Source organism: Colwellia sp. C2M11, from assembly GCF_018860915.1.
In the GTDB taxonomy this organism is placed as follows: domain Bacteria; phylum Pseudomonadota; class Gammaproteobacteria; order Enterobacterales; family Alteromonadaceae; genus Colwellia.
In genome coordinates, this window is record NZ_JAHKQD010000009.1 from 119,280 (window position 1) to 132,031 (window position 12,752).

The 12,752-nt window shown below is 37.4% G+C and carries 10 protein-coding genes; 4 read left to right on the plus strand and 6 right to left on the minus strand.

The features are described 5' to 3' along the window. Window positions 1-3: 3 nt before the first annotated feature. Window positions 4-858: an RNA polymerase sigma factor RpoH gene (gene rpoH / locus KO509_RS02515; RefSeq protein WP_215971712.1), complete on the plus strand. Its 855-nt coding sequence runs from the start codon at window positions 4-6 to the stop codon at window positions 856-858. Between the two features lie 373 nt (window positions 859-1,231). On the opposite strand, the gene yghU is transcribed toward rpoH, so the two are convergent. Next, window positions 1,232-2,089, minus strand: coding sequence for a glutathione-dependent disulfide-bond oxidoreductase (yghU, locus tag KO509_RS02520; protein WP_215971713.1), 858 nt, complete (start codon window positions 2,087-2,089; stop codon window positions 1,232-1,234). A gap of 36 nt (window positions 2,090-2,125) precedes the next feature. Continuing rightward, entirely contained in the window at window positions 2,126-2,677 is a 552-nt protein-coding gene (locus KO509_RS02525) for a carboxymuconolactone decarboxylase family protein (protein ID WP_215971714.1), read from the minus strand. A gap of 379 nt (window positions 2,678-3,056) precedes the next feature. On the opposite strand from KO509_RS02525, the gene KO509_RS02530 reads away from it, so the two are divergent. Continuing rightward, window positions 3,057-4,979 carry a class I SAM-dependent methyltransferase gene (locus tag KO509_RS02530; RefSeq protein WP_215971715.1) on the plus strand — a complete coding sequence of 641 codons (1,923 nt, stop codon included), beginning with the start codon at window positions 3,057-3,059 and terminating at the stop codon, window positions 4,977-4,979. A gap of 45 nt (window positions 4,980-5,024) precedes the next feature. Here KO509_RS02530 and KO509_RS02535 read toward each other — a convergent pair whose 3' ends face one another. From KO509_RS02535 to KO509_RS02545, 3 genes are all read right to left on the minus strand, one after another. Then, window positions 5,025-8,225, minus strand: coding sequence for a DEAD/DEAH box helicase (locus tag KO509_RS02535; RefSeq protein ID WP_215971716.1), 3,201 nt, complete (start codon window positions 8,223-8,225; stop codon window positions 5,025-5,027). Between the two features lie 263 nt (window positions 8,226-8,488). After that, entirely contained in the window at window positions 8,489-9,748 is a 1,260-nt protein-coding gene (gene tyrS / locus KO509_RS02540; RefSeq protein ID WP_215971717.1) for a tyrosine--tRNA ligase, read from the minus strand. A 102-nt stretch (window positions 9,749-9,850) separates the two neighbouring features. Then, on the minus strand, window positions 9,851-10,645 hold the full coding sequence (locus KO509_RS02545; protein ID WP_252727344.1) for a helix-turn-helix transcriptional regulator: 795 nt from the start codon (window positions 10,643-10,645) through the stop codon (window positions 9,851-9,853). A 290-nt stretch (window positions 10,646-10,935) separates the two neighbouring features. Between KO509_RS02545 and KO509_RS02550 the strand changes: the two genes are divergently transcribed. Further along, window positions 10,936-11,211 carry a hypothetical protein gene (locus tag KO509_RS02550; RefSeq protein WP_215971718.1) on the plus strand — a complete coding sequence of 92 codons (276 nt, stop codon included), beginning with the start codon at window positions 10,936-10,938 and terminating at the stop codon, window positions 11,209-11,211. Between the two features lie 94 nt (window positions 11,212-11,305). Here the strand turns inward: KO509_RS02550 and KO509_RS02555 are convergent, their stop codons facing one another. Further along, on the minus strand, window positions 11,306-11,824 hold the full coding sequence (locus KO509_RS02555) for a TetR/AcrR family transcriptional regulator (protein ID WP_215971719.1): 519 nt from the start codon (window positions 11,822-11,824) through the stop codon (window positions 11,306-11,308). 500 nt (window positions 11,825-12,324) lie between these two features. Between KO509_RS02555 and KO509_RS02560 the strand changes: the two genes are divergently transcribed. Then, window positions 12,325-12,693, plus strand: a complete 369-nt coding sequence (locus tag KO509_RS02560) for a VOC family protein (protein ID WP_215971720.1) — start codon at window positions 12,325-12,327, stop codon at window positions 12,691-12,693. Window positions 12,694-12,752: the final 59 nt, after the last annotated feature.

A 12,752-nucleotide genomic window follows, 5' to 3' on the forward strand; every position in this document is an offset into this window, starting at 1 on the left:
TATATGAGTGATACAATGCAACTTACCGTACCACGAAGTGGCAGTATTGAATCTTACATGCAATCAGCATATAGCATTCCTATGCTTACCGCTGAAGAAGAGCAAGATCTCGCGACTCGCCTCTATAATGACAATGATTTACAAGCTGCACAAAAGCTTATTATGTCGCATTTACGTTTTGTTATTCATGTAGCTAAAGGTTATTCAGGCTATGGCTTAGCACAAGCCGATTTGGTACAAGAAGGCAACGTTGGCTTAATGAAAGCTGTTAAACGTTTTAACCCTGAGGTGGGTGTACGTTTAGTGTCATTTGCAGTTCATTGGATCAAAGCAGAAATTCATGAGTTTGTTTTAAAAAACTGGCGCATAGTTAAAGTTGCAACTACAAAAGCACAACGTAAATTATTCTTTAACCTACGTAAAAATAAAAAGCGTTTAGGTTGGTTCAGTAATGATGAAGTAAATACAGTTGCTGAAACATTAGGTGTAAGCACTAAAGATGTGTTGGAAATGGAAAATCGCATGAGCAGCCATGACCAAGCATTTGAATTGTCTTCAGACGAAGATGATGGCGCAAGTGCTGGAAACTTCTCTCCGGCGTTATATCTGGAAGATAAACAATCAGATTTAGCCGTTGAAGTAGAAAATGCTAACTGGGAAGATCATGCAAACACACGTTTATCGACAGCATTAGTTGCGTTAGATGAACGTAGCCAAGACATTATTAAAACGCGTTGGTTAGCAGAAGACAAAACAACGTTGCAAGATTTGGCTGACAAATACCAAATTTCTGCTGAACGTGTTCGTCAATTAGAGAAAAATGCGTTGAACAAGCTTAAAAGCACTATGGTTCTGTAAGCAACCTGTGTAAAACTTGTTTAACATAATAAAAACCGGCATTAGCCGGTTTTTTTGTTTTTATCGTCTGTACTCTTATCAATACTGTTAATACTATCGCGTTAACAGCCGTTTAAGTTGACAATTACTGGTAATATTTATGCTGAGTTGGTTAACAGCATAACTAGGTATAAATAAAGGGTAAGGCATTGTCGTTTGTTTATTCTTGCCGCGTTATTGCTGCTTTGTTATAAGCGGTAACGATGAAAACGTTATAAGGTGGTTAGGTCGCGACCAATGTGCAGATACAAAAAAGGCAAAACAACTGTAATGTTGTTTTGCCTTAGTATTTGTTGTGCTATTTCAGCTAACTTAAGTTGTTATTAAACCCAGGTTATTCAGGCTGTAGCGCTAACACCTTATCAATGTCTTCAGCGTTGTGACGGTTTTCAAGCTGTTCCCACGCTTCTCCCCAAGTTTTATTGACGATACGGCCACGTTGAAAAGCTGGACGAGCTAACATTGCTTTTGCCCAACGTTGAACATGTGTGTAATCATCTACTTGTAGGAATGTTTTAGCGCTGTAAAGCTCTCCTAATACTAGGTTGCCATACCATGGCCACGTTGCAATATCGGCGATACTTAGCTCATCACCCGCAATGAATTCATTTTTGGCTAGCTGCTTATCTAACACATCTAATTGTCGTTTAATTTCCATGGTAAAACGATCAATCGCATATTCAAATTTTTCCGGAGCATAATTATAGAAGTGTCCAAAGCCGCCACCTAAATAAGGTGCAGAGCCATGTAACCAAAATAACCAATTCATCACCTGTGCGCGCTTAACAGTGTCTTTTGGCAACAAAACATCAAACTTCTCTGCTAAGTACACTAAAATTGAGGCCGATTCAAAAACAGGCAGTGGCGTGTCATAACTGTTATCAACTAGCACTGGAATTTTAGAGTTAGGATTAATGGTTACAAAACCCGATGAAAACTGATCACCTTCACCAATTTTAATCATGTGAGCATCATATTGTGCATCTTTACCTAGTGCCAATAGCTCTTCTAGCATGATTGTTATTTTTTGGCCATTTGGCGTACCCATGGAATACAACTGTAACGGATGTTCTCCAATAGGTAAGGCTTTATCATGTGTCGCCCCAGAAACGGGACGATTGATATTGGCCCACTTACCGCCACTTTCAGCGTCATGAGTCCAAATTTCGGGTGGTATATATTGCTCTAACATTATTGTCACTCCTAAACGTAAATATGCGTTGTAGTCTTACTTTTTAGTCCAAGCAAACTGTGCAAATGCATCATCAACAGGTGTATTGCCAATGTGATTTGTGTAGTTACTAATTACTTTTTGAGCAAGGCCTAATATAATTTCTAAAACTTGTTGTTCACCATAACCAGCTTCGTAGAATTTATTCAATTCTTCTTGCGTTACATTACCACGATTACGCACAATAATAAGCGTCATATCTAATAATGCTTGTAACTTAGCTGTTGGCATTGATTCTTGATTACGTAACGCTTCTGTTAACTCAGGATTAACCTTCATTGAATGAGCAATACCTGTATGCGCTGGTACACAATAGTGACAACCGTGCTCAACATTGATTCCTTGCCAAACAACCGTTAACTCTTCTGCATCAAATGAAGTTTCACCAAATAACTTGTGAAGTATTTGATAGCCTTCAAGTGCTTGAGGAGAGCTTGCTAAAACGCCATGTAAGTTTGGTAACATGCCGAACGCCTTTACTGAACCTTCTAATAATGGCTTGCTTGCTGCTGGTGCTGATTCAATTGTGTGCGTAGTTAATGTTGTCATAATATTTTCCTATTTGTATTGATTTATATTAATTTGTACCGATCGGTATCTGTGAATTGAATGTATTGTACCTATCGGTATATTAAAGTCAACTTAGTTTAAAAACTTTTCGTGTTTACATTAGGCCCAGTTAACACTATTTCTTTATTAATTAAGGGATTAGATAATCAGGAATTCTTTATTTAGCGATTAATTTCATGAGCTCGATTTAAGAATTAGTTAAGGTATAGAGAAAATACAAGCAAGAAGCGAAGCAAATTAATATATTGATCTTAATAGCGTTTTAAAGAATTAACTTTGACAATACTGAGAAGGTTTGAGATTCTAACTAACATGGAAGAAAAATTTGTATGTTTCAGTGACACTTAGGGTTAAGTAATTGAACAATCGATTTTATAACGATAATGCTACAGGATTAGCGCAACAATACCTTTCCAAGTCGTTTGAAGAGGTTCACCAAAGTTGGTTGCAGCTTTTGCCATCAATAATTGAAAATCCTAATGCGCGTATTTTAGAGCTTGGAGCAGGCTCAGGCCGTGATGCTAAATACTTTGCTGAACTAGCTGCCCACACTCATCAAACCAACAATAATATTCAAATTTTTGCTGTTGAACCGGCACAATCATTGGCACTTATTGGGCAAAATACGACAAAAGATATCAAGGTAAAATGGCTAGACGATTCATTACCAGCACTCACCAAGGTGACTCAACAAGAAGTTAGTTTTGATTTAATTTTACTCAGTGCTGTTTGGATGCATATTCCACCGAGTGATCGCGCTCGTTCAATACGTAAATTGGCAAACCTACTTAAACCTGGTGGCAAACTCGTTATTTCACTGCGTCATGGACAAACCGCCGACGACTACAAAACCCGAAAAATGTTTGATGTGTGTGCCGATGAATTAAAACAACTGGCTGCCGACGTTGGTTTATTTACCAAGCTAGAAACCGTAAAAGAAACAGATAAACTAGGCCGTAATCATGTTTCTTGGCAAACCGTGGTGCTGCAATTACCAGACGATGGTAGCGGTGCTTTCCCTTTTATTCGCCACGTTGCCTTAAACGACGGTAAATCTGCGACACATAAGCTCGCCTTGTTAAGAGTTTTACTGCGCATTGCTGATGGTCACCCCGGTGCTGTACTTCGTAGAGAAAGCTCACCTTTTGGTGACCGAGTTATTTTACCTGCTGGTTTAGTGGCGCTTTACTGGTGTCATCAATATAAAGATTTAATTGATGACCGGAAGCTTTTTCAAACCCCGAATAAAAACCCTAATATGGGCTTTATGAAAGCCGATGGTTGGCACAAATTAACCCACAGAACCGCATCAGATTATCGTATTGGCAACTTGTTTGTCGGTGATGATGCTATTGCACTACATAAAACATTATCGGCGGCGGTAAGTAATATTAAAAATATGCCGTGTAAATACATTACCTTTCTAAATCAAGAATCTAACAGCGACAAGCCTGTATTTGAAGTAGCCAATAGAACCGTTAAAGCGAAAGACAGCTTGTTTCTTGATTTACAATCACTTGAACAATGGGGTGAATTTTCATTACCAGAATCAACTTGGTTGGCTTTTAATCGCTACGCTTGCTGGATTGAACCTGTTTTAGTCAGCGAATGGGTGAAAACCATGGCGGGTTATGCGGGGAACAGCCAACACGCATCACCTGAAAACCAATACTATTTACATCAAGCGTTAAACTGGTTAGAGCCTGTGCGCACCACCACAGAAGTACGTAAACGTTTTGAGCAAGTAAAGCACAAGTCACCTGAAGTAGCGCAATGTGTTTGGTCGGCTAAATCATTAAACGACAAATACGATATTGACCACAGCATGCCATTTTCGCGCTGGCCAAATAACGATTTATGGAATTTACTGCCCACCGATAGCGTTATCAACAATCAAAAAAGCGACCGTTTACCAACCGAACTCAAGTTAACGCAATCGAAAGAACGTATTCAACATTGGTGGCAAGCAGCATGGCTTAATGATGTGACAACTGACAATAAAAAAGCCGATATAAATACAAAAGCTGCTACAACGGCACAGAAAGATGAAGTAAATGAGATGTCCGCTGGTTATGCAATCAGCACTAAGATGTTTCCTGAAACACCAGAAATCACCGCTGAAACACAAGTTGAAAACCGCCAACTTAAACGCTTTTTTGCCGAAGCGAATATTGCCTTACCGGGGTTAAACTCAGACAATGAATCAATAGATGATTTGTTTGAAGCACTGGTAATGCAGCGCGGGCGATTGAAAGAAATGCAGCAGTTGAGAGAGTGGTAGAATCAACCTCGTAAACAACTAACTTGATGAGTTTTTAATATATAATTAACCCACCGCCAGCTTAGCTGTCTCATGCCACAAATACGCTGGCATGGGATGTTTTAATTTCCATGTAATATTCATTGGTTGGCTACCTTCATATTTTACAAAATCAACAGGGCCAAAGTTAACAAAACCCATAGTTCTACCGCTTTCATCTTTGGCTTGTTCACGTACAAATAAAATGAAAGTTTTGTTGTTTTTCTTTTGCTCGATATAACCTAAACCACGTCCAGATGTAGGTTTGGCGTTATTTTGCGTTTGCCAATGGAATAAAGTCGGACTTATTGCGTAATCGTGATACATGGTGGTTGCTGTGAACTGACTTTCACATTTATTAAGGGTAACAAAAAGCAATTCAGTATTAGCATTGGCTACATTAAGCACACCTTCACGGCTAGATGATTTTTTGCTAAAAGTACTATCACCAAAGGCCACAAGAATATGCTCTTTAGGATAACGAACGTGCATACTTAATGGTGTGCTATCGACAACGGTATTCTTCACTTTTGGCATCGCAAACTCATTTACGTCTAAACGGTCAATTAATAACGCAATAACTTCTGCTAACTCTGCTTGTAGTTCTGGATGTTTTAGCGCGGCTAAACTCTGTTCGATATTATCAAAACCAAGCTTATTACCTGCATTATCCCAAAAATCGTAATGGCACATTAATGAAAGTAACTTTGCATCTTTATTGGTGTTTTCTACTGCACTTAATGAAAAATCAGCTTGTACTAATTTCTGTAAAAAACGCAAATGTGAAATAGAAGTACAGTTTAATAAACGGTTATTAATGGCACGATAGTATGCGGCATAAACTTCTTTTTCTTGTTCTGCTATTTCTTTGTCCTTTGCCTTGTTCACTAAAGTAAACCAACCACCAAACTTGCCGACTTTTACTTTATAAAGGTCTTCAAGCGCATATTGCTCATTAATATGCAAAAAATTAGTTAGCGTTAACGGAAGTGTTGTATCTTCTGAAAATTTATTAATTAAGCTAATAAACCGATTTTGATTTAAAGATGCGCGCCTGATATTACTTAAAATCATCGCTTGTGTTTTTTCTTGTAACTCAATACGACAACCTAAAGGTAGATGAGGGAAACCTTGCTTGATCTCTTTATCAATAGATTGGTTGGTTTTACCTGTTAGTGCTCTGAACTTACTTGAAAAGTCATACTCAGGCCGCGAATTGCCAACAAAATCTAAAATGGTACAACATTCTTTGTTATCGGTTAAACGTAAACCGCGCCCAAGTTGTTGCAAAAATATGGTTAAACTTTCGGTTGGTCGTAAAAACAATAAAGTATCTAGATCTGGAATATCGACACCTTCGTTAAAAATATCAACAACAAACAAAATGTTAATTTGTTTCGATTTTAACGCCTGCTGCATTACCTCGCGATCTTTGCTGTTGTCGCTGGTTAATACGCCACAAGCAATGCCTTTTAACGTGAACTTTTGCGCCATAAATGTGGCGTGTTCTTTACTGACACAAAAAGCTAATGCGCGCATTTGTGTTATGTCGGTTACGACTTCATCAAGGCTTTGTAAAATGCGTAAAACACGTTGATCGTTATGCGTATATAAATTGGTTAACTCAGCAATATCATAACGGCCTCTAGACCATGATATTTTGGTTAGGTCGGTATCATCGTCAATAGCAAAGTATTGAAACGGTGAAAGGTGTCGTTGATTGATCGCTTCTGGTAATCGAATTTCTGCCGCGATGACGTTGCAAAAATCACTTAATATATCTGTACCGTCATGGCGCTCTGGTGTTGCCGTTAAACCGAGTAATATTTTAGGGGTAAAGTGTTTTAATACTGCACGATAGCTGCTGGCAGAAACGTGATGTACTTCATCAATAACAATGTAGTCAAAATAATCTTCACTCAAGTTAAGTGTATCTAATTGATTACTCATTTTTGAATTTAGGCTTTGAATAGAAGCAAACAAGTGTTGGTACTTATTTGGTTTGTTATTGCCAACCCATAATTCACCAAAGCTGCTATTTTTTAAAACGCCACGGTATGCACCTTGCGCTTGTTTTAAAATTTCTTCACGATGTGCAATAAATAGAAAATTAGCTTCTGGGTTATCACGGTAAAAATTGGCAAAATCAAATGCTGAAATAATAGTTTTACCTGTGCCTGTTGCGGCAACTACTAGGTTTCGGTAGCGATTATGTAATTCACGCTCAACTTGTAACTTTTCTAATATGGTTTGCTGGTGTGAATGCGGTTTTATATCAAAGTAGAAGTTAGCTGATGTATTACTAAAACTACCTTTGGCTTCTTGAAGTGCGTTAGTTAATTTTTCACGACTTTCTATTTCACCATCAAAGTATTCAAAGTCAGGTGATTCCCAGTAGGTTTCAAAGGTACTTAACGATTTTTCAATGATATGCGGAATTTCTTTAGAGGTAATTTTCAAGTTCCACTCTAAACCACTAGTTAACGCTGAATGCGATAAATTAGACGAGCCAATGTAGCCAGTATGAAAGCCCGTATTGCGCATAAACAAATAAGATTTAGCGTGTAACCGTTCGCGGTTGGTGTTGTAACTGAGTTTTACTTCGGTATTAGGAAGAGATGCTAAAAACTCAACCGCTTTGGCGTCCGTTGCACCCATATACGAGGTGGTAATTATTTTTAATTGTTTGCCACTCCGAGTAAAAGATTCTAATTCTTTTTTAAATATACGAATGCCAGCCCACTTAATAAATGATACTAGCCAATAGATTTTGTCAGATGATTGTATTTCTCTTTTAATTTCAGTTTCTAACGAGATGCCTACATTACTGCCACAAAATAACTCACTTTGCGTTAGCCCTGTTATTGGCATGATGGCGTCAACGTATTTTGGGAGATCAGCAGAGATAGGATTAGCTTTATCAAATAGCGCGGTAAGTATTTTTCCTTGGCTGTCTAACAGGTTTTCACTAATGAGTTCTTCATCTTTAATATGAGTGCTTAGCCATTTAACGATAGTATTGGCTAAGTTAATTTGATCATGAATTCGAGTGTCACCACTAGGCACTGAGTCCATAGCTATTTCAATCAAACGGGTTAAGAATCTTGATAACCATGTTGCCGCTTCGCCAGCTTCTAGTTTTCTTTCACCAACATAAAAAGCGTCGCGGTCTAAATTACTTTCAACTAACTGCGTGATTAACTGTTCGTAAATGCCAGTTTGATTCATGAAAATCCTTCTCTATTTAATACTTCTAATTGCTTAAGGCAACGTCTTCGTCTTGTTTTTGCTGCCTTCCTTTATCGTCGGAGAATTGATACTTTGAGCTTTTTTATTTGAAGAGCATGGGCTATAACTTCCTTATTACATCAAGATATCAATATACAATATATTATATGAAGCTAATTAGAACGTTAAGTATTAAATATTATTAAAACCATTAGAATCAGCTTCGTTGAAACCTAACCCTAATATTTTTAACAATTACTAAATTACTGTTTTTTGATCAGTTTAAATTGCTTTTTGCCGCGTTGGATAATCCAAAAACGGTCAAAGAGTGGAAAGTCTAACGATGCCTCTGCATGGTCGATTCGTTCGCCGTTCACTTTAATGGCATTATTGCTTATCAACTCTCTAGCAATACGCTTTGAATTAGCAAGCTTAGCGGTAACTAACAAGTCACATATATTACTATTGTGACCGATAGTGATAACGTCTAACCCGTCTAGTTCAAGTTGTGTTAGCTCTGATAAGCTTAATTGCTGCACATTGCCATTAAATAGCGAAAAACTGATACGCATTGCACTGTTTAAACCTACTTCACCATGCACAAAATGCGTGAGTTGCTCGGCCAATATTTGCTGCGCCTTAGGTTTGCCTTTACTTAATTGATCGGTACGTTGAATGTCATCAATCTCTTCATTAGACAAGAAGGTGTAGTAACGTAGGAAGTGGTATACATCGGCATCGTCGGTGTTTAACCAAAACTGGTAAAAGGCATAAGGTGAGGTTTTGCTTGGGTCAAGCCAGATTGCGCCACCTTCGGTTTTACCAAACTTGGTGCCATCTGATTTAGTAATGAGTGGCAGCGTTAACCCGTACACTTTAGTTTTATTAAGGCGACGAGTTAGATCAATACCACTCACAATATTGCCCCATTGGTCGTTACCGCCTATTTGTAAACAGCAGCCAAAACGTTTATTTAGCTCTGCAAAATCAAAAGACTGTAGTAATGAGTAACTAAATTCAGTAAACGAAAGTCCTTGCTCTGGACGCAGTAATCGTTGTTTGACCGACTCTTTATTTATCATTGCGTTAACAGAGAAATGCTTACCGACATCGCGAAAGAAATCGAGTATATTCACTGAGCCAATCCACTCGGCATTGTTTTGAATGGTTAGCGGTTGTGCTAAATGTGCCGTCATTACCTCTTGTATTTGTGCAGACAATGCATCAACCCATTGTTGAACCGTTTGCTTGGTGTTTAATGACCTTTCTGTGGCTTTAAAGCTTGGATCGCCTATTAAACCCGTTGCGCCACCAATTAAGGCAATACATTGATGGCCAGCATCTTGAAATCGTTTTAGCATCAGCAACGGCACTAAGTGTCCAATATGCAAACTTCCTGCTGTTGGATCAAAGCCACAATAAACCACTTGCGGTGTTTGTAATAGCTTACCAAGTTCTTCTTGCTGGCTGATTTGAGAAAGTAAACCGCGTTGGGATATATCGTTCAATAGTTGAGTGGTCATATTTTCGCTCTAGCTTTAACTGTTTTATTTAAGTAATGAGTAAAGCTAGGTTAAAGAAGTTAATACATCTCAACAATGTCCCTAAAGGGATAGAGAATAGAATTAATTGCGAGCGATATGATTTAAAAACAACTGAAATAATTCACTTAACGAAGCAACGTTGAGCTGTGAATATATGCGTTTTCGATGGTTTTTTACTGTGCCAATGGTTATCGACAAATGCGCGGCAACATCTTTAGAGTCATACCCTTGTACTAATAGCGCTGTTATTTCTTGCTCTCTTAACGTTAGTAGATCTTTACCAAAAGTAGCGACTCCTTCCTTGATCGCTTGGCTGATATTGCTGTGTTTAGAGCTGCCTAAAACAAAGGTGTCATGTGACCAATGCTGATAACATAAAGCTTGTATTAGCGGGTAACGATTTTTTAATTGTTGCTTTTGTTGTTTGGTAAATTTTTTTTCTGTCTGCGTGTAGCCAAAGTAAATAACAACCCATCGTGCTGCATCAATACGCACCGTTAAGCCTAATTCATCTTGCCAATTGGTTTCGTGGTAGAACGCCTGTTGGTAGTTTTTATATTCGCCAATATCTGAGATAACGTCTTGTAAGCTATATACGCCTTCAATATTATTTTGGGTTAAAGCAATATAAAACGGGTCGTAAACAAATGAATTTATTAAATAACGCTGAAAAAGTAACTCTCGTTTAGAATCAATAGAGTCATACAGGTAGATGGGATGTTTGCCCTGTCGATAACCAAGAATAAGCAGACAATCATAGTCGATAAAAGCATCAATAAATTCAACTAGTTGTTGTGAGAAATTAACACTATTAAGCGATGTTATACATTCTGCTAACAGGTTATATTCTTTATTTGTTGAATCTAACGTCATCATTTAATCTCTTGGTATGCAGCAAAGGGTAGTAAACAAGCTTTCAGTATGGGTGTTATGTGCTGTAATTGTATCGTATCTGAGTATATTGATAAGTTTAATACCCGCTTCATTAATTAAGTGAACAATTTTATACGTATAGCGTGTTGAAATATAGCAAGTCACTGAACAGGACAAGGAACAATTGGCTTAGGTGCTTGCTTGTTGATTGATATGTTTACAAACGTGTAACAACTACTTGAATATTCTTAATAATCTCCCCATATATTTTAGATGACCGATTAGGAGAGCAGATGGACTTATTAAATACAATTGATATAGATAGCATTGTTTATTACTGCTTGGTCATTTTTTTTCTTTTATTTATATTTCGAGGAATGTATAGGTTAGTGGTTTGGAGTAAGAGGATGCCCAAAGGAGCCTTTGTATTTCTAGCTATTTTCCCGCTAATATCTATTTTTCCAATTCCAGCCCAAGAAATCAAAAAACTGGAAAGAATAAAGCAGGAAGAAGTACAAAATGAGGATGAAAGCGGTGAACCGCCTAATGACAATAACGGTAATGTTTAACCTGATAATTTAGTAACAATAAGGTTCTTAATACGGAATCTCCAAGGGTAATAGCATAACGATTGAGATCCTGAATCGAGTTCAGTATGCCCAATTATTGAGTCGCAAGTGTAAAGTAGCTATGGTCGTTTAGGGCTTTGCTAATCATCATTGCACCCTCAAGTAAACTTACTGTGGTTATTGCAGCATGAGCGGGGTTAGCTTCGCCATTGGCGGTATGTGCAGCATGTAACCAAGTTAAGTTTTTATCAAAGAAGCGTTTTACTTCAACTTGCACTTTTTCTGGTAAGCTTTCGTTTTGAGCACCTAATAATCCACATAAACACATTTTATCATCAGTTAGTAATGCACCTTTGAAAATTTGAGTGTAAATATCAATAGGGTTTTCGCCTCGTGCTTTAATGTCGTCAACATCACCTAATGCCGCTAAAAAAGCGTCGGTATATTGATGTGCTAGCTCAGCCCCTAAATCAGCTTTTGTAGGAAAGTGATAATGCACACTGGCACTCTTAATGCCTACTTCATTGGCAATTTCTCTAAAACTAAAATTGTTGTAACCGCCTTGGCGTACTTTATTTTCGGCGATTTTTAAGAGCTCTTCTTTTTTACTCATGATCATCTTCCTATGACTTGACGGGCAATTATCTAACAGTAGATTGTCCATTACAAGGCATTTTACTTTGAAGAAATTGCAGTGAATTACATTAACTTTATTAACGTAATCAAGCTAGTCAGGCTTGGTGGCACTACGGATATCCAACCTTAAAAAAACACCTACCTACCAAGTGATAGTTTATGTGCATCGTGAGCTTTGTTTAAGAGAATGTCAATTTTTATTGCTAATTATTAGCCTGTCTAAACCTCTGCTTGAAAGATTTAATAATTATTTGTTTTTTATAAAATAATAAAATTAACTTTTAAATCAAGTTGTTATGTTTTGTCTTACTAGTATTTATAAGTGTTTTTTAAGAACGGATTAAAATAAATCGTTGACTACCTACTGGTAGATAGATAGTATTCCCTCGTTCGAAGCAAAATGTATTTATAAGGCTATTCCACTAACAACTTACAAATATGTTTACTCATTTAACTTATAAAATGAAGGTATTAACAATGATTGGATATACTACTATTGGTTCAAAAGACCTAGACAAAGCTGTTTCTTTTTACGATGCTTTACTTGAGCTAGTTGGCGGTAAAAGAGTAATGGAAATGGATAGAATTAAATTTTATGGAACAGAAGCTGGCGGTGCAATGTTAGCGGTATGTATTCCTCACAATAATGAAGAACAAAGTTGTGGTAATGGACAGCAAGTTGCTATTCCTGGTGGCTCTATTGAAGGTGCAAAAGCGCTTTATAATAAAGCAATTGAATTAGGCGCTACTGATGCTGGTGAACCTGGACAACGTTTTGATTTCTTCTATGGTTCATATGTTTATGATTTAGATGGAAATAAACTTTGTTTCTTCCATATGACTTAATCGTCAATAGTGAAATACACAGCAAAGGTCGATGTTTATCGACCTTTTGTTTTTATTAA